Source organism: Aquimarina mytili (assembly GCF_016735115.1).
Lineage (GTDB): Bacteria > Bacteroidota > Bacteroidia > Flavobacteriales > Flavobacteriaceae > Aquimarina > Aquimarina mytili.
Genome location: NZ_JAERQJ010000003.1, coordinates 474,611 through 499,409, shown reverse-complemented (window position 1 = coordinate 499,409; position 24,799 = coordinate 474,611). Strand labels below are relative to the sequence as shown.

Sequence of the window (24,799 nt, the reverse complement as noted above, 5' to 3'; positions counted from 1 at the left end):
CGCATAAGTAGAAATGACGCATTGAGTTAATCGATAGCATTATGGTGTTAAATTAAAAAAAGAACCCCGAAAAACAAATAGTTTTTCGGGGTTCTGGTATATTTTTGATTGAGATATTTTCTAGAACATAACTCTAGTCTTATTATTTAGATCCCACTTAAGTTAAAAGGATCATACTCATCTAATATATCGATAGAAGGATTGTTACGAATATCTTCTATAATTGATTCGTATACACTTGGCCCGTCAGGTTCTATATCTACATCTGGATCCTGCTCTCCATTTGCTTGTCCATCACCTCTGGAGATAACATTGCAGTTCGGCGGATCTGGGCAATAAAAATAATCGTCTATAAACCAAATCTCTGTACCATAGGATGATTGTGAACGCTCTTCTAATAGCAGTTGTGGGTATTTCTCATGGAACTGTTTTCTTATGTCGAATCTTTGCATATCACTAGTAGGGTAGTATGCAATTTTAATTGTTGTACCATAGTACTCGACAAAAGGATTTTTTTCTGGCATACCATAAAGAGTGCCAGTAAAATCACCTGTTCCAAAAATTTTAGAACCATTGTTTTTGGTTTCTTCAATATTTTGTAATTGCTCAGTCTGTATATCATCGGTTGAACAGCTAATAACAGTGAATAGAAGGATTAGACTCCAAATTACTTTAATTGTTTTCATATGTTTCATTAAGGGTTTCATAGGTTTATTCTTTGTTTTCCAAATATTAGTTTCTAAATATTCAAAATCTTACCCATAAAGAGTGTAATTTTTTTCACGGCGCAAAAAAGACAAAAAATAATAGATATAAAAATAAAACCTTTATTATTGGATGAAGTGCTAATAAACTGGATTAAAGTAGGTTAATTATTTTAATTATGGTTAAACTGCAAAAATAATAAGGTTTTTATTTTTGTATCATCTGCAATTAATTTAAAATATAGTAGTTTAGTGAAATATGTAAAAATGTTAACTGTCTTTAGTTAAAGTAACTATTAAAAATGCAAGAACCGCAAAATAATATCTATTTAGAAGGTCTGTTATCGGGGGATAAAAATATCATTGATACCATTTACCAAAAAAGTTTTCCTGCAGTAGTGGCATTTGTAAAAAAGAATAATGGAACATTTCAAGATGCTGAAGAAATTTTTCAAGATGCTTTATTTCAGTTAACGGTGCGATTTAAAGTTAGACGCTTCGAAATCAAGTCCACTTTTGAGGGATATTTGTTTACAGTTTGTAGGAATTTGTGGAGAAAAGAATTAAATAATCGAAAAAAGATGGTAAGAAATGATGGGGTGGTTGAACTAGTAAGTGAAGAGCATAAACATAGTTCTTTTATTTTAGAACAAGAACGCTGGGAACTTTTTGAAGAAAAGATAGCTCAGTTGTCAGAAAATTGCATGAAGTTACTAAAGGAATACTTTAATAAAGTTTCCTATAGTATCATTGTAGAAAAGTTTAACTATTCATCAGAAAATGTAGCTTTTCAAAGAGTGTTTAAATGTAAAAAACGTTTAGCAGAATTGATTAAAAAGGATAGCAGGTATCAAGAACTACAGTAGTTATGGACGAAAACATATATCAAAAAATCGAAGCATACCTTGGTGGAGATATGACCACAGAAGCGATAAATGAGTTTGAGGAGATTATGGCTAATGATCCTGAATTACAAAAAGCAGTAAAACTCTCTAGCGAAATTAATCATCATTTAAATAATGAGAGCTGGCTTTCAATCGATAGTATAGAAAGTAACGAGGCGAAACAAGAATTAGAAGAGTATATTAAAAGCGATCAGGCGGCTAAACTTAAAACAAATATACAGGAGGCTGGAAACAGGTTTAAGAAAAAACGTAGTACTACTAATATACGATATCTGATAAGTGCAATTGCAGCTGTGCTTGTGATTGGATTGTTGCTTAATAATTTAGTTTTTAAGCAAGAGAGTCTGGATGACTTTTACAAAACGTATTATTCCACGAATGATTTGCCCTCATTGGTAAAAAGAGGTGCTGATAAAGAGGCGTTGAACACAGCAATTACAGAATTTAAAAATGAAGAGTATGAAAAGGCTATTCTTTCTTTTCGTGCTTTTCAAGAAAAATCTAAAGAAAATGCTCCATTGTTAGATGCATATATAGGGTTTTCATATCTCAAGCTCAATAAAACCAATGATGCTCTTAAGAGTTTTGATGCTCTTCTTACTTCTGATTCTATAGACAGTTCAAAAGCGTTATGGTATAAAAGTTTGGTGTATATGAAGATAGGGGATACCGAAAGATTAAGAGAAATTTTATCGCAAATCACAACCGATCCTGAAAACTTTAACTATGATAAAGCTATTCAGATTTTAGAAAAATTAGAGTAAGCTAGATTTTGTAAATGTAATATTTTGATATTTTTGCATTTCGCTATTAAATGAAAAACATTGACACGAAAATATCTATATCCATTATTAATCATCATTGTTACTATAGGGTTTTATTACTTTGAAGAGTATGCAGAACAAGGTAATGCTCAGGAATATAAAGAAGACAATAAGTCTGAACTTAGTTTTTTTTACCTTCCAACATCAACTACAGGCACTATTATAACCCATAATCATTATTCTTTATCGTATTCTGAAAAGCATGAACAGGCAGAATGGGTTGCGTATCATTTAAAGAAAGAGCACTTGTCTTCTAACGAATTTAAGCGTCCATATTTTGAAGTAGATAAAAGAGTAAGAACATCATCGGCAGATTGGCGTAATTATAAAAAATCTGGATATGATAGAGGGCATTTGTGTCCGGCAGGAGATAGACGATTTAGTTACGATGCTTTCGAAGAAACATTTCTAACGTCAAATGTTACACCTCAAAACCACCAATTTAATAGTGGTATTTGGAACGATCTAGAGCAAAAAGTACGCTATTGGGCTAAGACATATAATGGAGTATACGTGGTAACAGGTGGAGTTTTGTCTGATAACCTCAAAACCATTGGTTATGAAGCGGTGTCAGTACCAAAATATTTCTATAAAATAATACTGAATAAAAATGCTGATACTCCTAGGATGATTGCCTTCTTAATGGAAGCGAAAGATTCAAAAGCATCTCTTAAAGAGTTTGTAGTCTCTGTTGATCATATTGAAGAGCTTACCGGAATTGATTTCTTTCCGAAGTTAGAAGATGATGTGGAAGTTAAATTAGAAGCTTCAACCAGCAGAAAAGGGTGGAAGTTTTGATGTCTAAATCACTACCATTCATTAACTCTATTAGCATCTAGTTTAATAAAGATAAATAGTAAAATCGTAAACCCCCATAGTCCAGAGCCTCCATAGCTGAAGAATGGTAGCGGTATACCAATCGTAGGCATTAAACCAGTTACCATCCCAACATTTATGGCAAAATGAATAAATAATATCCCTACAACACTGTAACCATACACGCGACTAAATTGAGACTTCTGGCGTTCTGCCAAGTTGATAAGTCGTATCAGTAACAAAACAAACAAAATGATTACCATAGTAGCCCCCAGAAAACCCCATTCTTCGCCCACGGTGCTAAATATATAATCTGTGTGCTGTTCTGGAACAAATCCTCCTTTGGTCTGTGTACCCTCTTTCCATCCTTTTCCGGTCCAGCTACCACTACCAATGGCGATTTGACTTTGATTCGTATTATATCCAATGCCTTTGGCATCAACTTCCTTTCCTAAAACAATATTAAATCGATCTCTGTGCCGTTGCTCAAATACATTGTTAAAAATATAATTCACAGAAAAACAGAAACCGGTAACAACTATAATTGTTAAAAGGTATCTTGAGTATTTGGGTTTTTGTTTTCTATTTCTGATTAAAATAAAAATCATAATGGCGGCAATAGCCAATACTACCCATATCGGTTTAAAAAGGAGTGTAAGTATAAATAATGTTGCTGCAGAAACCCCTACAATTAAATAGATTGCGGCTAACCCTTCTCTATAAAGTGGAAAGAAAAAGGCAGCATATACTAAAGCACTACCCGGATCGGGTTGCGGGATTATAATTATAGCTGGTAAAGCAATGATTAAGAAAGCTCTTACTTGGTGCCCAAGAAGCTTAATATTGGTTTGCATATCACTTAAATATTTGGCCAACGCCAAAGCGGTACAAGTCTTGGCAAATTCTGAAGGTTGTAAGCTCATTGGACCGATGGCATACCACGAAGTCGCTCCAGAAATAGTTTTTCCAAAAACAAAAAGACCTAAAAGGGATAGTATGGATAGTACATAGATTAAGCCTGCAAAACGTTCATAAAACTTTGCTTCAATAGCCTGGGTAATGATGATAAGTATAATGCTCAATAAAATCCAATAGGCTTGTTTTACATATGCATGAGAAAAATCGGATAGCGAGAATGCTTCACCTTCATAAGAGGCTGAATAAATATTTCCCCATCCAAATCCCACTAGTAATAAAAATATTAAAACCGTTATCCAATCAATGGCGGCTACATTTGATTTTGCCATTATTGATTAATTTTAAAAGGTTTGCCGCTGTAAGGTTTTGCATATTCTTCTTCAAGGCTATGGGTGAGTATCCAATCTTCCAGATCTGTTCTGGATATTGCATTAGTCAAATGTTTTTCGATCATTAGTGAAGCTATTCTACCTGCGTATCGGGCGCCCCAATATCCGTTTTCAACAAATACAGCAAGTGCTATTTTGGGATTGTCTTTTGGAGCAAATGCCACAAAAACAGAATGGTCAGTAAGTTGTGTTTTTACACCATCAATCTTAGTAAAATTTTCTGCTGTTCCTGTTTTTCCACAAATATCAATCCCTTTAACTTGTAAAAAACTAGCAGTACCATTGGTATATACTTGATGCATACCTTCAATTACAGGCTCAAAATGCTCCTTGTCGATTGTTGTAATCTTGGGTTTGGTGTAATTTTCATTCTCGATAGGTTTTCCATCGATAGCTTTAATAATGTGAGGGGTGTAATAATATCCTCTGTTTGCAATAGCTGCTGTCATGTTGGCTAATTGAATAGGAGTAGAGAGGACCTCCCCTTGTCCAATGGCATTAGATAGTGTGGCGCTAGCATACCATTTATAAGTCGGATATTGATACACTCTGTTGTAGTAGTCAGAATTAGGAACTTTACCTCGTTTACCTGTTGCCAGGTCGTTGCCCAAATATTTTCCTAGTCCAAAGCTTTGAACATGGTTTCTCCAGGTGTCTATACCTTCTTGAGGAGTATCATATTTTTCGATGATTCTTCTATATACCGTAGCAAAATAAGCGTTGCAAGAATGAGCGATCCCAGGAATCATATTGAGAGGGCTTCTGTGAGAGTGACATCCAAGTTTTTGACCTCTTCTACCATAATAATATCCCATTCTACAAGATACGCTTTCTTTGGTGTCAATAACACCTTCTTGTAATGCTATTAATGCATTTATAGTTTTAAAGGGAGATCCGGGAGGATATTCGCCAATTATACCTCTATCAAATAGCGGGTTTGCTATAGTGTCATAAACAAGTTTTGTGAAATTTGGTGACCTTTTTCTACCAACCAACAATTCTGGTTTGTATGTAGGCGCTGTAACCATAGCAAGAATTTCTCCTGTCGAAGGTTCTAGTGCTACGATACCTCCGCGTTTATTTTTCATTAACTTTTGCCCATAGGCCTGAAGTTTAGCATCAATGGTTATTGTAAGATCTTTCCCGTTTACAGGTAAGGTGTCAAATTTTCCATTTTTATAAGGGCCAATATCTCTGTTAAACCTGTCTTTTTGAATTCGTTTTACGCCTTTAATTCCCCTAAGATCTTTTTCATATTGTTTTTCAACTCCATCAATACCAATAAGGTCGCCAGAAAGATAATAAGGATCTTTTTTAATTAAAGCGTCATTTACTTCACCAATGTATCCTAAAACATTAGCAGCATGCACTGTTTGATAATCTCTAAGCGATCGTTTCTGAATGTAAAAGCCTTCAAATTTTCGCATTTTTTCTTGCAGATAGGCGTATTCATCTTTGGTTAATTGAGGAATTATTATTGAAGGAACTCTAGGCGAATAGACTCTGGCCTTACGTAATCTTTTTACAAGTTTATCCTTACTGATTTTTAGAATTGAGCAAAACTCTAATGTATCAAAAGATTTTAACTCTCTTGGGATAACCATAACATCGTAAGATGGTTGATTGGTGACTAATAACCTTCCATTTCGGTCATATATAGCTCCTCTTTGCGGATAATCATAGATTACTTTTACAGCATTATCCTCTGATAAAGATGCAAATGAAGTGTTATAAATTTGCAAATAAAAGAGCCTGGCTACAAAAACGACACCCGTTGTAATTATGATAAGATACAGTAATAATTTTCTCATGAATCTTTTCTTCTAAACAATACCAAAACCAGTAGGGTAATCACTATTGTGAATAAACTGGTAAATAACGTTTTTTTTGCAATTAATAGTATATGCGAGAAGTTAAAAATTTCTAACGAAAATAGAACAATATGATGTGTTAAAACCATTATGGTTACATAGGCAAACCGTTCTCCGAAACCTAAGTTGCTTAATTTTACAGTCTGGAATTCATAACTCAATCCAAATACAGTTCTTAACGCTACCGGACGAAAAAATGCTATGATTGTACAAGCCGCCGCATGAACTCCGCCAGAATCACCAAAAACGTCCATAATTAACCCCAATATGAAGCTAATTACTAGAAAAAGACTTTTGTTGATGTTGATAGGAGCTAAAAGAATAAAAATGATGTAAATATATGGGTTTAAGTATCCTAAAAAATTAACATGATTAAGAACCATGACCTGGATCAAAACCAGAATTATAAATCTACCTATTTGCAGCGCTGTATCCCTATTCATATCCTTATTCTTCTAAGCTATTAATTTCTTGGGCGTTGCTATTTTTAATACTATAAACAAACCCAATATCGGTCATGTCATTAAATAATTTGACATCAATAAGGTAGTAACTTTTATTTTGATTTAGTTTATAGTTCACTATAGTACCTATGCCAATACCTCTAGGAAAAATGGTAGATCGTCCATGTGTAATAATGGTATCTCCTTCTTTTAAAATGGCTTGCCTTGGAATTGTTTCTAACTGAACAATATTTGGATCTTTACCATTCCATACCAAAGATCCATATTGATTTGATTTTTTTAATCCGGCGTTGATACGAGAATTGCTGTTAAGGATTGAAATTATCCTGCTATAGTTTTTTGAAGTGTTTTCCACAATTCCGACAATACCTTTGTCGGTAATTACTCCCATATCTGCAAATATGCTGTCTTTTTCTCCCTTGTCAATTAAAATGTAATTGTCAATTTTACTGTAATCATTTTTAATGACTCTTGCTTTTGTAAAGGTATACGGCTTATCAAATGATAAAGTGTCTATATGTTTTTGTATGGTAGAATCTACTCCATATGCACTGAGTTGATTATGAAGTCGTTCATTTTCTTCTAAAAGTCGTTTATTTTCCTTTTTTAATCTAAAATAATCACTTACAGCATGTTGCCAACCATATACGCCACCGCTTATAAAATTAGTAGAACTTACAAATTTGCTCTTGTGATAGGAGTGAGATTGTATGGTGAAAATTAGCGATAATATCAATAACAAAAGAAATAGCAGCGAATGTTTATTTCGTATTAAAAAATTAATGATCTGCTGCATGATTTAGGGTATGATTATTTCTTTGGTTAAACGTTCCATTATACGGGTTTTATCCTTTAGCTATAATATATTAAAGCAGGATAACGTAAAATCAGAAATTTAGGTATATTCTTTAACCTATTTTTTTGAAATCCTATTTAATCAATACACTTTTATATCTGTTTATATTTTTAAGTGTAATCCCGGTACCTCGCACTACGGCTCTCAACGGATCCTCTGCGATATAAACCGGTAAATCAGTTTTTTGAGACAAACGTTTATCCAATCCACGAAGCATAGAACCACCTCCTGCAAGATATATTCCAGTGTTATATATGTCTGCAGCTAGTTCTGGAGGAGTTTGTGATAATGTTTCCATTACGGCATCTTCAATACGTAGAATGGATTTATCTAACGCCTTGGCCATTTCCCTATAAGAGATCTGAACTTGCTTCGGCTTTCCTGTTAAGAGATCACGTCCTTGAACATTCATTTCTTCTGGAGGCAATTCAAGATCTTCGGTTGCTGCACCTATTTGTATTTTTATTTTCTCTGCAGTACGTTCTCCAACATATAAGTTATGTTGTGTGCGCATATAATATATGATATCATTTGTGAATACATCCCCTGCAATTTTCACGGATTTATCGCATACGATACCTCCAAGAGCAATTACTGCAATCTCTGTTGTACCTCCACCTATATCTACAATCATATTCCCTTTGGGTTGCATGATATCTACCCCAATACCAATTGCTGCAGCCATAGGTTCGTGAATCAGATACACTTCTTTACCATTAACGCGCTCTGCACTTTCTCTTACGGCGCGCATTTCTACTTCGGTAATTCCTGATGGGATACAAATTACCATTCGCAGTGCAGGAGCGAATAATTTTTTCTTTAATGCGGGAATGTCCTTAATGAAAAGACTAATCATCTTTTCGCTAGCATCAAAATCTGCAATTACTCCATCTTTAAGAGGGCGAATAGTTTTTATATTCTCGTGGGTTTTTCCTTGCATCATGGCAGCCTCTTTTCCGGCAGCAATAATTTTACCAGTCATAATATCTCTGGCTACAATAGAAGGACTGTCCACTACAACTTTATCATTGTGAATAACTAATGTGTTAGCGGTACCTAAATCTATTGCGATCTCTTCGGTAAAGAAGTCAAAAAATCCCATAAAAAGTCAAAAAAAGGGGTTAAAATTCAGTAAATGTAATAAATTAATGTTTAAAATGACGAGTTCCGGTCATAACCATTGCAATTCCGTTTTGGTCACAATACTCGATACTCAATTCATCCTTTATCGAACCACCTGGTTGAATTACAGCTTTTATACCTGCTTTATCGGCCAATTCTACACAATCTGGAAACGGAAAAAATGCATCACTCGCCATAACCGCTCCATCAAGATCGAAGTTAAAAGATTTTGCTTTTTCTACAGATTGTTTTAGAGCATCAACTCTTGAAGTTTGCCCTGTTCCGCTAGCTAGTAATTGTTTTCCTTTAGTAAAAACAATAGTGTTCGACTTTGTATGCTTACAGATTTTAGAAGCAAATAAAAGATCTTCGATTTGCTCAGATGTTGGAGCCACTTTGGTCACTGTATTTAAATCACTTTGGGCATCGGTTTTAAGGTCTTTGTCTTGAACCAAAGCTCCATTAAGGCATGATCGAACTTGTGTTTTTGGTAATTCTATATCTTTTTGAATTAAAATAATTCTATTTTTCTTTCCTTTTAAAATTTCTAAAGCATCATCACTATATGAAGGCGCTATAACCACCTCGCAGAATAGTTTATGAATTTCGTCTGCTGTTGCCTTGTCTATTTGTGTATTACTAATCAAAATTCCTCCAAATGCCGAAACAGGATCTCCAGCCAATGCATCGACATAAGATTGTAGTACAGTTTCGCGTTGTGCTAAACCACAAGCGTTATTATGTTTTAAAATAGCAAAAGTAGGAGCTTCTCCTTTAAACTCGTTCATCAAATTAACAGCTGCATCAACATCCAAAAGATTGTTGTATGATAATTCTTTGCCGTGTAATTTGTCAAACATAGCATCAAAATCTCCAAAGAAAAATCCTTTTTGGTGTGGATTTTCTCCGTAACGTAATGCTTTACCTTTAGTTTCACTTATTTTTAATGAAGCTATTTCTTGATTGCTATTAAAATAATTGAAAATTGCAGAATCGTAATGCGATGATACATTGAAAGCTTTAGCCGCAAATCGTTTTCTGTCTTCTAAAGAGATATTTCCTTTTCCTTCAGAAATAATATCTAAAAATTCTGCATAATCATCTACTGATGCTACACAAGTTACATCAGCAAAGTTTTTGGCAGCAGCTCTGATGAGAGAAATACCACCGATGTCTATTTTTTCAATAATATCTTGTTCTGCAGCACCCGAAGCTACCGTTTTTTCAAAAGGATAAAGGTCTACAATAACAATATCAATCTGTGGAATCTCATATTGTTCAAGTTCGGCAACATCGCTATCATTATTTTGACGATTTAAAATTCCTCCAAATACTTTTGGATGCAATGTTTTTACTCTTCCACCTAAAATTGATGGGTAAGAAGTAATATCTTCAACAGGAACTACATCAACTCCCAAATCTCTGATAAATTTTTCGGTTCCTCCGGTAGAATAAATTGTAATATTAAGTTCGTCCAGTTTTTTTACGATAGGTGCTAATCCGTCTTTGCTAAATACAGAAATTAAAGCAGATTTTGCCGATTTTGTGTTGCTCATGAGAAATTTTAGTTAGTAAAACGCAAAAGTAGCAATTTAGTATGCAATTAGACAATCAATTATGTGTAATTGTTTAAAGAAAATTCGAATAAAAACATAAGAAAAATGTCGAATTATTAATAAAAGTAAAAACTGGAATTTAATTTATAAGATTATATCTTTAATTTTTATAAAAAAATGGACAAATGAAGAATATAGCTTTGCATAAAATTGATGATGTGGAACCTTTGATTGATAATTATGAATGGAGAATTGAAGATGTAGAAAAATATAGAAGAAGGGTGAAAGAAAAATTTAGATTTTTATTTTTTTTATATAAAAGTAGCCTGGATTTTATACGATTAAATAGATATTTCAAGGATAATCTAGAGCTAGAGAAAGAATGTTTTGTTCTTGGGCTTAACACTATTTCTGAAGTAAGTAGATTGGCAAATTACCCAGGAAAAGAAGTGGAAGTGAACCTTGAAACCGAAGTTTATAAAACTGTAGTAGAAGATCTTAATGTTTTAAATTATAATTGGCTCAATAGTATATATTGGGCAGTAATAGCAAGAGATCAAAAAAAAATGAATACTATTTGTTCATTTCCTCTAGAAATTTTGCATCTAGATAATAATACTCCTAATGGGATGTATCATAATATACTTTTGAAATTAGAAATGAAATTTTACCAAGAAGGTATTTTTGATCACTATTTGGATGATAAATTAACAGAGATTAAAGAGAATTATATTGATTTAGTTACTCCTGATCCAACTGCATATGAAAACATGACCATGGTCTATTGTAATGATCCTGTTGTGTCGGCAATGCGAAATCTGGCGAATGAAAATGAGGAAGAATTTAATGTTTCATTAATAAAAGCTCTTGAAGCTCATCAAACATATTGGGGGCAAAAAAAATCTATTAATCCTGGAGATCCTCCTTTATGCAGGAATTGGCAAGGCTTCATGTCCTTTTCATGTACTGCATTAGCAGCTAGAGCATACGATAAAGGATTGCAATTAGAAGTAACATCAGATTATATGCCGGCAAATATGGTAAATGGGGATATACTAGAGTAGGTTATGGTTGTTTATTTCAAATACAGGCACATTCTTTCATAATCAATCACGGCTTTTCCACGCTTTAAAATATCTGCACCAATAATTCCATCAACAGGTTCTGCTTGATGAGTTATTAACGCTTCATTTACGTGCTTCAGATCGAATAAAATAAGAGAAAGATTTTTTTTAGACCACTTACCAATTTCGATAGTATTTTTTTTAGAAAGTTGTGTGAGCATATCCGTAGCTCCTGCACCAGCAGCCTTTACATCACTGTCTTGTGTAAAAAGAGTAAACTTTTCTACAGCTTCAAAGCCTACACAAGAGTTTGAGGCTCCTGTGTCTACTATAAAATTGCCTTCAACACCATTTAGAATAGCTTTGACCTCAAAATGATTCGTTTTTGTAAAAATTAATTTGATCCGTTGAAATCCTTTTTGGATTAAAAACTGTCGAAGTGTGCTCATGTGTAGTATAAAATTCTTAGGTAAAGGTAGTGTTTTGTGTATAAAAAGAAATGATTGCAAACTATTTTCCTGATACAGAATTTAATTACTTTTGCGGCATGATAATAACAGATACTCATACCCATATTTATAGTGAGGCTTTTGAAGAAGATCAGGATCAGATGATGGATAGGGCTATAACAAATGGAGTCATACGTTTTTTTGTGCCTGCAATTGATTCTTCATATACAAATGCTATGTATGATATAGAATCGAGATACCCCGAACATGTTTTTTTAATGATGGGGTTGCACCCTACACATGTTAAAGAAAATTTTAGGCAAGAATTGGCTCATGTAGAAGAGGAGCTGGGTGAACGTTTAGGACAGAATTCTGATAAAAAGTTTTATGCTGTTGGAGAAATCGGGATTGATCTTTATTGGGATAAGACTTTTTTAAAGGAGCAGCAAGAGGCATTTAGACATCAGATTCGATTAGCAAAAAAATACAAATTGCCCATCGTGATACATTGTAGAGATGCATTTGAAGAGATTTTTGAGGTTTTAGAGTCAGAAAAGGATGATAATTTGTTTGGGATTTTTCATTGCTTCACAGGAACAATTGAAGATGCCCATCGCGCCATCGGTTATCAAATGAAATTAGGAATTGGAGGTGTGGTAACCTTTAAAAATGGAAAAATAGACACGTTTTTAAATCAAATTCCTCTCCAGGATATAGTTTTAGAAACCGATGCGCCGTATCTGGCGCCTACACCTTATCGCGGTAAGCGCAATGAAAGTTCGTATTTGATTAATGTGCTTAATAAGCTTTCTGAAATCTATCAAAAACCAGTAGAAGAGATTGCAGCTATTACCACTCAAAATTCTAAAGATATATTTGGGGTTTAAATAGATTGAAGATAATTTAAAATTTTGTTCATTTGTTCTATGAATACTTCGCCGCACATACTACTTATTTATACTGGTGGTACTATAGGTATGATCAAAAATTTTGAAACAGGAGCGTTAACGGCTTTTGATTTTGATGAACTATTACTCAGTATTCCGGAATTGAAGCAATTAGATTGCACTATCGATACCGTTAGTTTTTCGACACCGATTGATTCTTCAGACATGAATGTTGATCGATGGAGAGAACTTGGTGATATCATTAATAGTAATTATGAAAATTATGATGGTTTTGTTGTGCTTCATGGTAGTGATACGATGTCATATACAGCATCTGCAGTTAGTTTTATGTTTGAGAATCTGGCAAAACCCATAATTTTTACAGGATCTCAATTGCCGATAGGAGATTTGAGAACCGATGCTAAAGAGAATTTGATTACGGCTGTACAGATCGCTGCATTACAAAAAAAAGGTAAACCTGTAATTACCGAAGTAGGTCTTTATTTTGAGTATAAGTTGTTAAGAGCAAATAGGACAACAAAGATCAATGCAGAGCATTTTGAAGCGTTTCAGTCGCTTAATTATCCCTCTTTGGTAGAATCTGGAGTGCATCTCAAAGTCAATACATCTTTTTTAAGACCAGTAAACAGGCGTAAAAAAATGGTGTATCATACCCATTTTGATAACAATATCATTATAATTAAAATGTTTCCTGGCATTAATGAAAATATCTTAAAAAGCATTCTTTCTGTTGAAACTTTAAAAGGAATCATACTTGAGACTTATGGTGCCGGTAATACAACCAAAGAGAAATGGTTTATTGATATTATATCTGCACTGATTAAAAAAGGCACACCTGTAGTAAATGTTACACAATGTGCAGGAGGAAGTGTTGAAATGGGGAAGTATGATACAAGTGTAGCATTAAAAAAGGCAGGGGTTATCTCTGGATATGATATTACGACCGAGGCTGCCATAGCTAAGCTTATGTATCTTTTAGGGGAGAATTTACCTCTTAAAGTGCTCAAAACCATTTATGAAACTTCACTACGTGGTGAAATGTCAGAAAATTAACGTCTTAATATTTTACCAGTTAACAAATTTTTTGTTATTTGCCCCTCCCATTTTTATGGGAAACCCTAGAGAGGTGGCCGAGTGGTCGAAGGCGCACGCCTGGAAAGTGTGTATACGTCAAAAGCGTATCGAGGGTTCGAATCCCTTCCTCTCTGCAATATATTTAATTTTATGATAGATTTTATATTATTTTTATATCTTTAACCCTTTAACTAATTAAAATTAAGAATCAGCGCAATGAAAAGATTATTTTCTATTCTGGCAATCGTAGCGGTAATGGCTTTTGGAAACTTACAAGCAGCTACTGCACCTGCCCAGTTATTAACGGCAAATGTGCAATTATTAATTGCTCCTATAACTACGACAACAACACAAGATGATGTAGCAGAAGATGCTGCAGAAGAGTTATCCTTCCATCAAAACCTTAAAAAACGTTTTATTGAAGGAGGACCTGAATTCATGGGAATCGTACTTTTATGTTTGATCCTTGGTCTAGCGATTGCAATTGAAAGAATTATCTTTTTAAATCTTTCTACGACAAACACTAAGAAATTACAACAAAATGTGGAAGATGCACTTAATAGTGGTGGTGTTGAAGCAGCAAAAGAAGTTTGTAGAAATACAAAAGGACCTGTTGCATCAATTTATTATCAAGGACTTGATAGAGCAGATGAAAGCATTGATGCTGCAGAAAAAGCAGTTGTAGCTTACGGTGGAGTACAAATGGGACAACTAGAGAAAAACGTATCTTGGGTTTCTTTATTTATCGCTCTTGCTCCAATGTTAGGTTTCATGGGTACTGTAATTGGTATGATTCAGGCATTTGATAAAATTGAAGCAGCTGGAGATATGCAGCCTTCTCTTGTAGCCGGTGGTATTAAAGTAGCACTTCTTACAACAGTATTTGGACTTATTGTAGCGATTATTCTTCAGATTTTCTATAACTATATTGTAGCAAAAATTGATAGAATCGTAAACGATATGGAAGATGCTTCGATTACTTTAATCGATATGTTAGTAGCTTACAAAAACAAGAAATAGGAAGTTTTTCTTCGTAAGCCCCCCTTTAAGTTAGGTGCTTAAAAGACGGTGTTTACCTTTTCTTGTACTTTAATCGGATTGCGTATTTGCATTCCAAATTAAATAAATATACACATGAAAATTTCTAAAATATTATCATATATTGTTCTAGGAGTAGGTGTCTTAGGTGCGATCCTTTGGTACGTTATGAGTAGTACAATTAGTGACCTAATGGCTGAAAATGGTGTGTCTGAAGCTAGAGAACTTCCATTGGAATTAGCAGAGTCTTCAGTAACTCCATTATATAGTCTTACATTGGTTATTTTTATAATAACTATAATAGCAACTTTAATTGCAGTGTTTTCAACACTTGCAAAGAACCCATCTGGCCTTAAAAATACTGCAATTGGTATTATAGCTTTCGCTGTAATTGTAATTTTGGGGTTTGTCTTAGCAGACGGTGTAGAAACACCAATGAAAGACGGAGACGTACTTTCTGCTAGTGGCTCTAAATGGGTAGGAACCGGATTGTATGCTTTTTATGTGCTAGCTGCTGTGGCAGTTGGACTAATGTTTCTTTCTGGGATTAAAAAATTAATAGGTAAATAATTATTATGGCAAGAAGAGCAGCACCAGAAGTAAATGCAGGATCTATGGCAGATATTGCATTCTTACTTCTTATATTCTTCCTGGTTACAACTACTATCGAAACCGATAGTGGTATTAGCCGTAAGCTTCCTCCTCCTCAAGAGGATAATGTTGAACCGCCAGTTCTAAAACAAAAAAATATTTTTGTAGTAGAGTTGAATAAGAACAATGATTTACTAGTAGAAGAAACTCCAATGGAGTTAAAAGATCTTCGTGAAGCTGCAATCAAGTTCTTAGATAATGGTGGTGGACAAGGAGAAGAAGCTTGTAATTATTGCCAGGGAGCAAAAGATCCTTCTTCATCTGATAATCCTACCAAAGCTGTAATTTCTTTACGTAATAATAGAGAGACTAATTATGCTACTTATATTGCAGTTCAAAATGAATTGGTAGCAGCATATACAACCTTACGTGATAGAGAAGCTCAGCGTCTTTTTGGAAAAACATTTGTACAAATGGAAAAAGATCTTAAAGATGTAAATTACACAGGGAATAAGGATAGACTGAAAGAAGATATCAAGAAGATACAGTTTTTGTTTCCAGAGAAACTCTCTGAAGCAGAACCAAAGAAATAGTAATAACATAAAACAGAAATCTTATGTCTAAGTTTAAAAAGAAAAAAAGCGGAGAATTACCTGCTATTTCTACGGCTTCGTTACCGGATATCGTATTTATGTTATTGTTCTTCTTTATGGTGGCAACGGTAATGCGTCAAAATACGTTAATGATTGAAAACAAATTACCATATGCAGACCAGATAGAAAAACTAGATAAAAAAGATTTGGTAATGTATATCTATGCAGGAAAACCTAGTTCTAGATACCGCGCAAGTGCTGGTGATCAAGCTAGAATCCAGCTTAATGATAAGTTTGCAGAAGTAAGCGATATAAAAGCTTTTATACTTGCTGAAAGAGCAGCAAAGAGAGAGGAGTTAATTCCTTTCTTAACCACAGCTTTAAAAGTTGATGGAGAAACCAACATGGGACTTGTTGGTGATATCAAAAGTGAACTCAGAGAAGTTCAAGCGTTGAAGATTAATTATACTACGAGAACTGGTAATGCAGTTGATAATTTGAGATAATTATTTGTAGAAAATAATCCGATATATAATATTAAAATCCTGCCATTGGCAGGATTTTTTTTGAAACTAACTCTTCTAATGATGGGCTTACGTGTTAAAATGGCATAACTATTGTTTGTTTTTTAATACTGTAATCTGTCAAAATCTTAATCAATATCTAACCTTCCAAAGCTGCGATATTGAATATAGAGATAAACTCGTCATGATTTTATTGTACTCTTCTTATTAGTAATTCGTATCGCAAGTGGTTACAGTTTGTGATTATGTATGTAATTATTAACTAAATATGAATTATTATGAATAGAAGATTAGCACCATCAGTTAATGCGGGATCTATGGCGGATATCGCATTTTTATTACTTATCTTTTTTTTGGTTACTACCACGATTCAAAGTGATAGTGGTATTAATAAAAAATTACCACCTCCACTAAATCTGGAACGAGGTACTTTTATTAAGAAGAAAAATCTTTTTGAAGTGGAACTTAACCGTTATAATCAATTAATGGTAGAAGGGGAGCTTATGGAGCTTTCAGATTTGAAAGAGAAAGCAATAGCTTTTTTGGATAATGGGGGAGGTAGCGGTATAGATTATTGTGGGTACTGTAAAGGTGATAAAGACTTAACCTCTTCTGATAACCCTGATAAAGCCGTAATTTCTTTAAAAAGTAGCAGAAAAACCAATTACGCAACTTTTATTGCGGTTCAAAATGAGCTTATAGGGGCGTATACCTTTTTGAGAAATAGAGAAGCCAAACGTTTATTTGGTAAAACCTATTCGGATTTGGAATATGACCTTAAAGATGTGAATTATTTAGGGAATCAAGCTAACCTAAAGAAAAGAATCAGGAAAATTAGAGCGATGTATCCCCAAAAAATCGTTGAAGCGGAACTCTTAGAATAAGTAGGATTTAAACACTTTACTACACTAAAATCATGTCAATAACATGATTTTAGTGTAGTTTCAATTTTGTTTGTCGAAGTTTGTCTGTTTTCTGAAGAAATAAATTTATTTTAGTGTTCTCATGAAAAAGTCTATAGTATTTATTTTTTGCTGCTTATCTATGTTTCTTTCTTTTGGACAAGAAAATAATGCAGACATTGGATCAGAGAAGGTGTTAGATTCTTTATATCGTGAAGATCAATTTTATGTTGGAGTGACGTATAATCTTCTTCTTAATAGACCAGAAGGTATAAGTCAATCCGGTTTTTCTGGCGGATTGCATGTTGGCTTTATTAGGGATATGCCCATTAATAAAAAACGTAATGTCGCTATAGGTATTGGAGTTGGTTATTCTTTAAATGTGTATAATCATAATTTATTTATAGATAAGGAAGAAGGTACCCAGAATACTATATTTAATAGCTTAGAGGACGTCGATTTTAGTACAAATCGATTTGCTACTCATATTGTGGAAGCTCCTTTTGAATTCAGGTGGCGTACATCTGTTCCTGAAACTCATAAGTTTTACAGAATATATACTGGCTTTAAATTGGGGTATTTGTTTTCATTTAACTCAAATTTTAAAGACCCTGAAAGTAGAATCAAGCAAACAACAATTAACGAATTGGACCGATTAAGAATGGGAATTACTTTTACCTTTGGATGGAATACATTCAATTTTCATTTTTATTACAGTTTAACCCCTTTGTTTACTGATGAGGCTTTATTGGGGCAAGAAACTGTTGGATTGAGACCGGCTAAAGTAGGGTTAACATTCTACATTTTATAACCAAAAGTTAATCAAAGTTAACTGCGGAATTACGCCAATTAAAAATCCAAGAATTAATTCTAAGTTCGTATGGGCTTTGCAATGTAGCCTTGATGTTGCTGTAAGTCCGTTTGCAATCATTAGTGCAGTAATAAGTAATGTCAGATTCATTCCAAAATGAATGCTTAAGGCAATTGTAAACATAGTGACCCCGCTAATTCCTGTCATATGAAGACTGGCTTTGATATTAAATAACACCATAAAAATGGCACTTAATGATGAAAACAAGACTCCTAAGAAAAAATAGTACAATTCGGGATAATGATATATGTCTATAATTACTTTTATTACTACAATAAGTAAAATAGATTGAAGCAATAAAGGGATTTTACGTTGTTTAACTTCTTCTAAATGTATAGAATTGATAGTCCCAAAGCTTTTCAAGAAAAAAAACAAAACTATTGGAATTAAAACTGTCAATATCATTAATCCAAAAATCTTGGCTCTAATGATATCTTCGGGTATAAATCTTGGAGCGGCTGTAAAATAAATTATTGCGCCGATTAAGGGCATTAATAAAGGGTGTAAAATATAAGAAACGCTTTTAAGAAAAAAATTCATCAAATTTTCTTTCGTAACCTTGCAACAGGAATATCTAATTGCTCTCTGTATTTGGCTACAGTTCTTCTGGCTATAGGGTATCCTTTTTCTTTCAGGATTTTGGCAAGTTTTTCGTCTGTTAGCGGCTTTTTCTTGTCTTCTTCACCTATAGTTATTTCCAGTATTTTTTTTATCTCTCGTGTGGATACTTCTTCTCCTTCTACATTGGTCATAGATTCAGAGAAAAATTCTTTAATAAGTTTTGTTCCGTATGGGGTGTCTACATACTTGCTGTTGGCAACCCTTGAAACAGTACTTACGTCCATATCGATCTCATCAGCTATGTCTTTTAGGATCATTGGCCTTAGATTTCGTTCGTCTCCACTAAGGAAATAACTTTTTTGATAGTGCATTATTGCACTCATGGTAACAAAAAGTGTTTGTTGTCTTTGTTTTACAGCCTCAATAAACCATTTTGCAGCATCTAATTTTTGTTTTATAAATAAAACCGCATCTTTTTGTGATTTGGACTTTTCTTTACTTGCTTTATACCCTTGAAGCATGTTGTTATATTCTCTGGATACATGTAGTTCTGGAGCATTACGACCGTTAAGTGTTAGCTCAAGTTCGCCATCTATGATTCTAATGGTAAAATCTGGTACTACATGTTCAATCATTCGATTGTTTCCAGAATAGGCACCTCCTGGTTTAGGATTAAGGTGTTCAATTTCTTCTATAGCATCTTTTAGGTCATCTTCAGTAATATCAAACTTTAGTAATAGTTTTTCATAATGCTTTTTGCTAAAGTGATCAAATGCGTTTTTTAATATCTCTGACGCTAATTTGATTGGGATTGTGGTTTCTTTCCTATCAAGTTGTATCAATAGACATTCTTGTAAATTTCGAGCACCAACACCGGCAGGGTCTAATTGGTGAACGGTTTTTAAAATGTTTTCTATTTTATCTTCTGTAGTATATACATTTTGAGTAAAAGCCAGATCATCTAAAATATCGGTTAGTGATCTTCTTATGTATCCACTTTCATCGATGCTGCCTACAAGAAATTCTGCAATTTCCCGTTCTTCTTCGTCAAATCTATACGTATTTAGCTGGTTTACCAAATGTTGATGAAATGTAGTTCCAGAGGCATAAGGAACACTTTTTTCTTCATCATCATTGCTGTAATTGTTAGAACTTAATCTGTAGCTTGGTATTTCATCATCACTCAGGTATTCATCGACATTAATATCGGCTTCTATTTTCTCAGTTCCATAGTCTTCGTCTGCATTATTTTCATTGCTAAAAGAATCCTCATATTCATCTGCTTTTTCTTTACCACTATCCAATGCAGGGTTTTCTTCCATTTCCTGCTTTAAGCGTTGTTCAAATGCTTGCGTAGGAAGTTGTATCAACTTCATGAGTTGAATTTGCTGAGGAGATAGTTTTTGAGAAAGTTTAAAATTTAATTGTTGCTTTAGCATAAAAATATCAATATTCTTCTACTCACAAAAATAAACAAAAACACTGTTTTTAACGAAGTATAAGATGGTTAGTTTATTTAAAAAAATGATAAAATCACAATGATGATACATAATTGTGATTTTATTTTTTTTCTATTTACAATAAACGAGCCAAAAGTGATTATAATATGCAGAATTGCTACTAAGGCACAAATATTTTATTCTTGATGGCATAAATAACTAAACCAGTCCTGTTCTTAAGATCTAATTTTTCAAAAATTGAATCTCTATATCCCTCAATTGTTTTTGGACTTAGACACATGTCTCCAGCGATTTCTTTATACGTTTTTTCTGTACAGGCATGCTTAATAAATTCAAGTTCGCGATCCTTAAGCACCACATTGTCTTCACTTTTAGGGTTCAAGGATCCTAGCAGGAGGTTGGTAACATTCTTGGTGTGATAAAAACCCGTTTCCTGAATTTCTATAAGTGCATTTTCAAGGATACTTTTTTCGGTATCTTTTAATAAGTAACCTTTGGCTCCTGCTCTTAGCATTTTAAGAATGGTTTTTTCGTCTTCTTCAACAGATAATGCTAATACTTTAACGTCTGGATACTCTTCTTTTAGAGCTGCTGTGGTTTCTATACCGTTCATAATCGGCATGTTGATATCCATGAGTACAATATCGGGTATGTTTTTAGGATCTTTAAATCGGGTTAAAAGCTCTTTTCCGTTCTTACAGATATATAATATTTTGAACTTAGCAAACCCATCTACTAACCCTGATAAAGCTTGAGAGAGTAAGATATGATCCTCTACGATTACAACTGAATATTTCATCTGTGTGTGTTTTATTTGAGTCGATGATACGACTATGTATTTGTGTAAATTATTCTTAATACAAAGTTAATCAACTTCATTTTCTAATGAGGTTAAACTTTTCTTATTATAATAATAGGTAAGCGTCATTGCTGTTCCTTTTCCTTCTTCAGATTCTAATATCACGTTTGCATTAATCAATTTGCCTCTGTTTTGTATATTACATAAACCAATACCTTGTTTTGTGTTAGAACCATTCATATTGAAACCAACGCCATTATCTTTGGCGTGTATAACTAGTTTTTCTTCATCATACACTACATTAACATCCAGATTTGAAGCTTTAGAATGTTTGATTGTATTGGTAAAAAACTCTTGAAGTATTCTAAAAATGATAATTTCTACTTTATCATCGAGTACTTCGACCTCTTCATTACTTGTTATCGTTGCTTTTATAAATTGTAGACGATTAAACCGCTCAATTTCCATAGTTATGGCTTCAGTCAGGTTTAAACTCTTGATAGCATCTGGATTGATTAATTTTGATAACGACCTTAGTTCGACGAGACTTTTTGTTATGGTATCGGTAACCTCTTGTAATTTGTTTGGGTCATTTTGTGCTACACTGACTTGTATTTTAGCAAGTGTGAGTAACTGCCCTATATTGTCATGCAGTTCCCAACTGATATTGCGTAATGTTTCTTCTCTAATTTCGATTTGAGTTTCTGCAATAGATTTTTCGAACCTTTGCTGATCTTCTTTTTGTTGTAGCAATAAAGTATTCTTCCTTTTTTGAAAAATTAAAAAAAGAGAAATCATTATTACGATAATCATCACCAGTATGATAGTGGTGATTAATATTGCTGTTTCTTGTCGCTCCATATAAAGCCTATCATATAGCAAATATGTGTTAAAATAATCAACACATATAAAAGTGAAAACAATATAGTGGTTGATTCTTTTTCAAGATAATACTTTATTGCAATTCGAAAAGGAATATTGCCAACATAATACACAAGAATACCTATGCTAATCCAAAAAAATAGATTCTTTTTTATATATAAAATGCGTTTGCTATTCAATATTTCAATAAAATACAAGGCGGCTTGTAAAACAAATAGGATGGATGCTGTTATAAAAGGTATGGATTGAAAATCGGTCATGTAGTTTTCATAAAACCCACCAACTATGAACGAGATTATGTAGACAAAAATAAAGGCATAAACCGCTTTTTTCTTTTTAGGATCTCTTAGGATTCTATAGTATAATGATGACAAGTATATAAAACTAAAAAAGAAAAATATATTGTACACTATTCCATTGTTTCCAATATCAAAATATTCTCTGGCGATATATGCTCCATAATCAAGGATTACGCTGATCCATAAGTACGCCAGAAAATACTTTAATACAGAATCCTTATACTTATAAAAGTATATAGACCCAATAATAGGACTCAAAAGCCCTATAAATAGAGTTGAAAAATCTCTAAGGAATACATAAACCCCTATATCCATTGTTATATTTTAGTTTTATTCGATATCATATGGTGGAGGACTTTGTTGACCACCCCCGTTTTTTGCTTGAGGTTGAATGGTATAGCTCGATGAGAAATTCAAAAAAGAAAGGGCAGATGCCTCGTTTATAATATCTAATTTTTCTAAATAGCCTACAGTATTATCAGTGTTGGTCGTGTCATTAGGGTTTTTTCGTATTGGTTTTTTTACAATATCCCTTAAATAGGCAATGCCCGTTTTGCCTCCTGTTCTATCAATGGCGTAAGCAAGATCTTTTTGATCGGTTTTATCAAACACCGTTGGGTTAAAAAATAGCATTTGTCGCCCTTTTTGCTTATCGGGCCTGTCATTTTTGTATTTGCCGTAATAAAACCGTAGTCCCGAGATTTTTATATTAGCTTCGATAGAGTTCTTTTCGATAAAATCGATATAGTTTTTTAAATCCTGGTACTCAAAAGTTACAGATCTTACTGCTTCAAAATCGGCTATATGGCTTCTTTCGGCTTTATCAATAATTGTAGCTCGATCCCATGCATAGCGATAATATAAATCCCCGATTTGATCCAGGGTAAGAAGGTCTTGTGGGTCATTACCATCCGGTGGATAAGCACCAAGATTTGGTCCTGGTATTAATGCTTTTGCAATAACAAATGCAATTAACCCGCCAATAACAGCAGTGCCAAAATACTCTAAAGGATAGGTTTTAAGCCGTGTTAAAAAGTTAGTCTTGTTGTCCATTGTTTAGGTGTTTAAGATGTTTGTGATTACTAAAAATACTATTATTATGTAGTTATAAAAAGAGAATCGCCAGTTTTGTTAAAGAGTACATGTGGTAACTCCTTGTTAATAAAGTGCTTTTGCCGGAGTTTGAAGCATAGGTATTGAAAACAGAAAGTTTGAAAAAGGGGAAAAACCCCCTGTGCAAAAAAGGGGATTAACTGTTGTTGAATAATAAAAAAATGAGATAAGGAGAATTATTCTCCCCTATCTCATTTTGAAGTGCTATTTCATGCCGTTTTATTGACACATAATTAGATGCCTTATCTACCCATTGGAGGTGTTCCTGTGACTTCATTCGCTATTGAAGTAGAACCTAAACTATTAAATTTAGAAACTATTTTTTCTAAATGTGTCTTACTAAAATCCAAAATGATCATCTCATTATCTACTAAAGTGTACGAGCTGTTGTTGTTTTGGCTTTTAGCTTCGGAAGTAGTTGGCGCAAAAAACAAAGTTTGGTGATTTGCATAAGCTCCAAACGAAGCATCTTTTCCGTATACCCCAAATACTATGTTTATACCCGATACGCTAATGTGGTTATTTGCTGCTTGTTGTTTGATGTATGCCAGGTAATTTTTAAATACTCCCTTTTCGTAAAAACAGATTCTGGTATCATTTTTTATCACATCAGTTAAGGGTTTAAGCTTGGAGTCATAATAATTATTGTACATAGTAATAGCCTTGTCAGAGGAGATGTATCCATCACTACTCAAGATCAAGCTTTGATTAGTAGTTGCAAATTTTACTTGGTCTGTAATTTTTGAATGATTATCAAAAGGACTGGCATGTAAGAAGGTAATCTTATCATTGTCTATTGAAAATGCCCTGTTGATTCCTAATTCTGAATCAAAAGTCATAGGTGCCAGAAAAACGGTTCTTTTGTTATTGTGATCTGCTCCAAGAACAAAACCTAAATTAGTAATCTCGATCCCTTTTTGTTGTGCTATGGTTTCGATTTTTTGCAAGTATTTTTCTAATGTTTGTAGATCATACCACACAGCTCTATTGTCTTTGGCGGCAGTTTCATTTTGAAATGAAGCAACACGAGTATTGTAAAAATTGTTATACTCGTTGATGGCTTTACTAACAGGTATGATTTTTTCAGGAATTTCGGCAACCGTAGTTTCTTGGTTTGTGGTTTCGGTTTCATTTTCACAACTGGTAACTCCTATGGCAAGGGCAGCAATTGCAAATGATAGTTTTAAGAATGATTTTGTTTTCATGTGTGAAGGTTTTTAAAGATTAATAATTAACTTTTGATAAT

The 24,799-nt window shown here is 33.5% G+C and carries 27 protein-coding genes and 1 tRNA gene; 13 read left to right on the top strand and 15 right to left on the bottom strand.

Annotation, left to right across the window (positions count from 1 at the left end):
* Positions 1 to 146: 146 nt before the first annotated feature.
* Entirely contained in the window at positions 147 to 686 is a 540-nt protein-coding gene (locus JJQ60_RS09600; protein ID WP_201919077.1) for a hypothetical protein, read from the bottom strand.
* Positions 687 to 1,006: 320 nt separating this feature from the next.
* On the opposite strand from JJQ60_RS09600, the gene JJQ60_RS09595 reads away from it, so the two are divergent.
* The 3 genes from JJQ60_RS09595 to JJQ60_RS09585 are packed head-to-tail and all read left to right on the top strand — an operon-like array spanning position 1,007 to position 3,231.
* A complete protein-coding gene (locus JJQ60_RS09595) occupies positions 1,007 to 1,570 on the top strand; it encodes an RNA polymerase sigma factor (RefSeq protein WP_201919073.1) in 564 nt (187 codons plus the stop codon).
* 2 nt (positions 1,571 to 1,572) lie between these two features.
* The gene (locus tag JJQ60_RS09590) at positions 1,573 to 2,373 is read left to right on the top strand and encodes a tetratricopeptide repeat protein (RefSeq protein WP_201919071.1); all 801 of its coding nucleotides are present in this window, start codon (positions 1,573 to 1,575) and stop codon (positions 2,371 to 2,373) included.
* Positions 2,374 to 2,433: 60 nt separating this feature from the next.
* On the top strand, positions 2,434 to 3,231 hold the full coding sequence (locus JJQ60_RS09585; protein WP_201919069.1) for a DNA/RNA non-specific endonuclease: 798 nt from the start codon (positions 2,434 to 2,436) through the stop codon (positions 3,229 to 3,231).
* Between the two features lie 11 nt (positions 3,232 to 3,242).
* On the opposite strand, the gene rodA is transcribed toward JJQ60_RS09585, so the two are convergent.
* The 6 genes from rodA to purH form a co-directional block, all read right to left on the bottom strand.
* Entirely contained in the window at positions 3,243 to 4,496 is a 1,254-nt protein-coding gene (gene rodA / locus JJQ60_RS09580) for a rod shape-determining protein RodA (protein WP_201919067.1), read from the bottom strand.
* Positions 4,496 to 6,367, bottom strand: coding sequence for a penicillin-binding protein 2 (gene mrdA, locus JJQ60_RS09575; RefSeq protein WP_201919065.1), 1,872 nt, complete (start codon positions 6,365 to 6,367; stop codon positions 4,496 to 4,498). The genes rodA and mrdA overlap by 1 nt, the downstream gene beginning before the upstream one ends.
* On the bottom strand, positions 6,364 to 6,870 hold the full coding sequence (gene mreD, locus JJQ60_RS09570) for a rod shape-determining protein MreD (RefSeq protein ID WP_201919064.1): 507 nt from the start codon (positions 6,868 to 6,870) through the stop codon (positions 6,364 to 6,366). Before mreD ends, mrdA begins: the two co-directional genes overlap by 4 nt.
* A gap of 4 nt (positions 6,871 to 6,874) precedes the next feature.
* Entirely contained in the window at positions 6,875 to 7,687 is an 813-nt protein-coding gene (mreC, locus tag JJQ60_RS09565; protein ID WP_201919062.1) for a rod shape-determining protein MreC, read from the bottom strand.
* A 133-nt stretch (positions 7,688 to 7,820) separates the two neighbouring features.
* Complete coding sequence (locus tag JJQ60_RS09560) at positions 7,821 to 8,849, bottom strand: rod shape-determining protein (RefSeq protein WP_201919060.1); 1,029 nt, start codon at positions 8,847 to 8,849, stop codon at positions 7,821 to 7,823.
* A 43-nt stretch (positions 8,850 to 8,892) separates the two neighbouring features.
* Positions 8,893 to 10,425 carry a bifunctional phosphoribosylaminoimidazolecarboxamide formyltransferase/IMP cyclohydrolase gene (gene purH, locus JJQ60_RS09555; protein WP_201919058.1) on the bottom strand — a complete coding sequence of 511 codons (1,533 nt, stop codon included), beginning with the start codon at positions 10,423 to 10,425 and terminating at the stop codon, positions 8,893 to 8,895.
* A 185-nt stretch (positions 10,426 to 10,610) separates the two neighbouring features.
* Here purH and JJQ60_RS09550 point away from each other — a divergent pair, with 185 nt between their 5' ends.
* Complete coding sequence (locus JJQ60_RS09550; RefSeq protein ID WP_201919056.1) at positions 10,611 to 11,489, top strand: immunity 49 family protein; 879 nt, start codon at positions 10,611 to 10,613, stop codon at positions 11,487 to 11,489.
* 11 nt (positions 11,490 to 11,500) lie between these two features.
* Here JJQ60_RS09550 and JJQ60_RS09545 read toward each other — a convergent pair whose 3' ends face one another.
* Positions 11,501 to 11,938 (bottom strand): retropepsin-like aspartic protease family protein, encoded by a 438-nt coding sequence (locus JJQ60_RS09545; RefSeq protein WP_201919054.1) that lies wholly within the window; start codon positions 11,936 to 11,938, stop codon positions 11,501 to 11,503.
* A gap of 98 nt (positions 11,939 to 12,036) precedes the next feature.
* On the opposite strand from JJQ60_RS09545, the gene JJQ60_RS09540 reads away from it, so the two are divergent.
* The 9 genes from JJQ60_RS09540 (at position 12,037) to JJQ60_RS09500 (ending at position 18,379) form a co-directional block, all read left to right on the top strand.
* Entirely contained in the window at positions 12,037 to 12,825 is a 789-nt protein-coding gene (locus JJQ60_RS09540; protein WP_201919705.1) for a TatD family hydrolase, read from the top strand.
* Positions 12,826 to 12,864: 39 nt separating this feature from the next.
* The gene (locus tag JJQ60_RS09535; protein WP_201919052.1) at positions 12,865 to 13,899 is read left to right on the top strand and encodes an asparaginase; all 1,035 of its coding nucleotides are present in this window, start codon (positions 12,865 to 12,867) and stop codon (positions 13,897 to 13,899) included.
* A gap of 67 nt (positions 13,900 to 13,966) precedes the next feature.
* Positions 13,967 to 14,054: transfer RNA gene (locus tag JJQ60_RS09530), tRNA-Ser, on the top strand.
* Between the two features lie 82 nt (positions 14,055 to 14,136).
* Positions 14,137 to 14,940 (top strand): MotA/TolQ/ExbB proton channel family protein, encoded by an 804-nt coding sequence (locus tag JJQ60_RS09525; protein WP_201919050.1) that lies wholly within the window; start codon positions 14,137 to 14,139, stop codon positions 14,938 to 14,940.
* 114 nt (positions 14,941 to 15,054) lie between these two features.
* Positions 15,055 to 15,528 carry a hypothetical protein gene (locus JJQ60_RS09520; protein ID WP_201919048.1) on the top strand — a complete coding sequence of 158 codons (474 nt, stop codon included), beginning with the start codon at positions 15,055 to 15,057 and terminating at the stop codon, positions 15,526 to 15,528.
* 5 nt (positions 15,529 to 15,533) lie between these two features.
* Complete coding sequence (locus JJQ60_RS09515; RefSeq protein ID WP_201919046.1) at positions 15,534 to 16,142, top strand: ExbD/TolR family protein; 609 nt, start codon at positions 15,534 to 15,536, stop codon at positions 16,140 to 16,142.
* A gap of 23 nt (positions 16,143 to 16,165) precedes the next feature.
* Positions 16,166 to 16,648, top strand: a complete 483-nt coding sequence (locus tag JJQ60_RS09510) for an ExbD/TolR family protein (protein WP_201919044.1) — start codon at positions 16,166 to 16,168, stop codon at positions 16,646 to 16,648.
* Positions 16,649 to 16,944: 296 nt separating this feature from the next.
* Positions 16,945 to 17,550, top strand: a complete 606-nt coding sequence (locus JJQ60_RS09505; protein ID WP_201919042.1) for an ExbD/TolR family protein — start codon at positions 16,945 to 16,947, stop codon at positions 17,548 to 17,550.
* A gap of 121 nt (positions 17,551 to 17,671) precedes the next feature.
* Positions 17,672 to 18,379 (top strand): porin family protein, encoded by a 708-nt coding sequence (locus JJQ60_RS09500; protein ID WP_201919039.1) that lies wholly within the window; start codon positions 17,672 to 17,674, stop codon positions 18,377 to 18,379.
* Here JJQ60_RS09500 and JJQ60_RS09495 read toward each other — a convergent pair.
* From JJQ60_RS09495 to JJQ60_RS09465, 7 genes are all read right to left on the bottom strand, one after another.
* The gene (locus JJQ60_RS09495) at positions 18,374 to 18,931 is read right to left on the bottom strand and encodes a hypothetical protein (RefSeq protein WP_236669082.1); all 558 of its coding nucleotides are present in this window, start codon (positions 18,929 to 18,931) and stop codon (positions 18,374 to 18,376) included. The two genes, JJQ60_RS09500 and JJQ60_RS09495, sit on opposite strands and share 6 nt — an antisense overlap.
* Before the next feature lie 47 nt (positions 18,932 to 18,978).
* A complete protein-coding gene (gene rpoN, locus JJQ60_RS09490; protein WP_201919034.1) occupies positions 18,979 to 20,439 on the bottom strand; it encodes an RNA polymerase factor sigma-54 in 1,461 nt (486 codons plus the stop codon).
* A gap of 181 nt (positions 20,440 to 20,620) precedes the next feature.
* Positions 20,621 to 21,259 carry a response regulator transcription factor gene (locus JJQ60_RS09485; RefSeq protein ID WP_201919032.1) on the bottom strand — a complete coding sequence of 213 codons (639 nt, stop codon included), beginning with the start codon at positions 21,257 to 21,259 and terminating at the stop codon, positions 20,621 to 20,623.
* Positions 21,260 to 21,325: 66 nt separating this feature from the next.
* Entirely contained in the window at positions 21,326 to 22,120 is a 795-nt protein-coding gene (locus JJQ60_RS09480; protein WP_201919030.1) for a sensor histidine kinase, read from the bottom strand.
* A complete protein-coding gene (locus tag JJQ60_RS09475) occupies positions 22,093 to 22,755 on the bottom strand; it encodes a hypothetical protein (protein ID WP_201919028.1) in 663 nt (220 codons plus the stop codon). Before JJQ60_RS09475 ends, JJQ60_RS09480 begins: the two co-directional genes overlap by 28 nt.
* A 15-nt stretch (positions 22,756 to 22,770) precedes the next feature.
* On the bottom strand, positions 22,771 to 23,493 hold the full coding sequence (locus JJQ60_RS09470; protein WP_201919027.1) for a hypothetical protein: 723 nt from the start codon (positions 23,491 to 23,493) through the stop codon (positions 22,771 to 22,773).
* Between the two features lie 302 nt (positions 23,494 to 23,795).
* Positions 23,796 to 24,758 (bottom strand): hypothetical protein, encoded by a 963-nt coding sequence (locus tag JJQ60_RS09465; protein ID WP_201919025.1) that lies wholly within the window; start codon positions 24,756 to 24,758, stop codon positions 23,796 to 23,798.
* Positions 24,759 to 24,799 lie beyond the last annotated feature (41 nt).

What these genes read in the sequence shown, in the direction of transcription:
- JJQ60_RS09600 (WP_201919077.1), bottom strand. Translation starts at nt 686, where the DNA reads ATGAAAACAATTAAAGTAATTTGGAGTCTAATCCTTCTATTCACTGTT.
- JJQ60_RS09595 (WP_201919073.1), top strand. Translation starts at nt 1,007, where the DNA reads ATGCAAGAACCGCAAAATAATATCTATTTAGAAGGTCTGTTATCGGGG.
- JJQ60_RS09590 (WP_201919071.1), top strand. Translation starts at nt 1,573, where the DNA reads ATGGACGAAAACATATATCAAAAAATCGAAGCATACCTTGGTGGAGAT.
- rodA (WP_201919067.1), bottom strand. Translation starts at nt 4,496, where the DNA reads ATGGCAAAATCAAATGTAGCCGCCATTGATTGGATAACGGTTTTAATA.
- mrdA (WP_201919065.1), bottom strand. Translation starts at nt 6,367, where the DNA reads ATGAGAAAATTATTACTGTATCTTATCATAATTACAACGGGTGTCGTT.
- mreD (WP_201919064.1), bottom strand. Translation starts at nt 6,870, where the DNA reads ATGAATAGGGATACAGCGCTGCAAATAGGTAGATTTATAATTCTGGTT.
- mreC (WP_201919062.1), bottom strand. Translation starts at nt 7,687, where the DNA reads ATGCAGCAGATCATTAATTTTTTAATACGAAATAAACATTCGCTGCTA.
- JJQ60_RS09560 (WP_201919060.1), bottom strand. Translation starts at nt 8,849, where the DNA reads ATGGGATTTTTTGACTTCTTTACCGAAGAGATCGCAATAGATTTAGGT.
- purH (WP_201919058.1), bottom strand. Translation starts at nt 10,425, where the DNA reads ATGAGCAACACAAAATCGGCAAAATCTGCTTTAATTTCTGTATTTAGC.
- JJQ60_RS09550 (WP_201919056.1), top strand. Translation starts at nt 10,611, where the DNA reads ATGAAGAATATAGCTTTGCATAAAATTGATGATGTGGAACCTTTGATT.
- JJQ60_RS09545 (WP_201919054.1), bottom strand. Translation starts at nt 11,938, where the DNA reads ATGAGCACACTTCGACAGTTTTTAATCCAAAAAGGATTTCAACGGATC.
- JJQ60_RS09540 (WP_201919705.1), top strand. Translation starts at nt 12,037, where the DNA reads ATGATAATAACAGATACTCATACCCATATTTATAGTGAGGCTTTTGAA.
- JJQ60_RS09535 (WP_201919052.1), top strand. Translation starts at nt 12,865, where the DNA reads ATGAATACTTCGCCGCACATACTACTTATTTATACTGGTGGTACTATA.
- JJQ60_RS09525 (WP_201919050.1), top strand. Translation starts at nt 14,137, where the DNA reads ATGAAAAGATTATTTTCTATTCTGGCAATCGTAGCGGTAATGGCTTTT.
- JJQ60_RS09520 (WP_201919048.1), top strand. Translation starts at nt 15,055, where the DNA reads ATGAAAATTTCTAAAATATTATCATATATTGTTCTAGGAGTAGGTGTC.
- JJQ60_RS09515 (WP_201919046.1), top strand. Translation starts at nt 15,534, where the DNA reads ATGGCAAGAAGAGCAGCACCAGAAGTAAATGCAGGATCTATGGCAGAT.
- JJQ60_RS09510 (WP_201919044.1), top strand. Translation starts at nt 16,166, where the DNA reads ATGTCTAAGTTTAAAAAGAAAAAAAGCGGAGAATTACCTGCTATTTCT.
- JJQ60_RS09505 (WP_201919042.1), top strand. Translation starts at nt 16,945, where the DNA reads ATGAATAGAAGATTAGCACCATCAGTTAATGCGGGATCTATGGCGGAT.
- JJQ60_RS09500 (WP_201919039.1), top strand. Translation starts at nt 17,672, where the DNA reads ATGAAAAAGTCTATAGTATTTATTTTTTGCTGCTTATCTATGTTTCTT.
- JJQ60_RS09495 (WP_236669082.1), bottom strand. Translation starts at nt 18,931, where the DNA reads ATGCCCTTAATCGGCGCAATAATTTATTTTACAGCCGCTCCAAGATTT.
- rpoN (WP_201919034.1), bottom strand. Translation starts at nt 20,439, where the DNA reads ATGCTAAAGCAACAATTAAATTTTAAACTTTCTCAAAAACTATCTCCT.
- JJQ60_RS09485 (WP_201919032.1), bottom strand. Translation starts at nt 21,259, where the DNA reads ATGAAATATTCAGTTGTAATCGTAGAGGATCATATCTTACTCTCTCAA.
- JJQ60_RS09480 (WP_201919030.1), bottom strand. Translation starts at nt 22,120, where the DNA reads ATGGAGCGACAAGAAACAGCAATATTAATCACCACTATCATACTGGTG.
- JJQ60_RS09475 (WP_201919028.1), bottom strand. Translation starts at nt 22,755, where the DNA reads ATGGATATAGGGGTTTATGTATTCCTTAGAGATTTTTCAACTCTATTT.
- JJQ60_RS09470 (WP_201919027.1), bottom strand. Translation starts at nt 23,493, where the DNA reads ATGGACAACAAGACTAACTTTTTAACACGGCTTAAAACCTATCCTTTA.
- JJQ60_RS09465 (WP_201919025.1), bottom strand. Translation starts at nt 24,758, where the DNA reads ATGAAAACAAAATCATTCTTAAAACTATCATTTGCAATTGCTGCCCTT.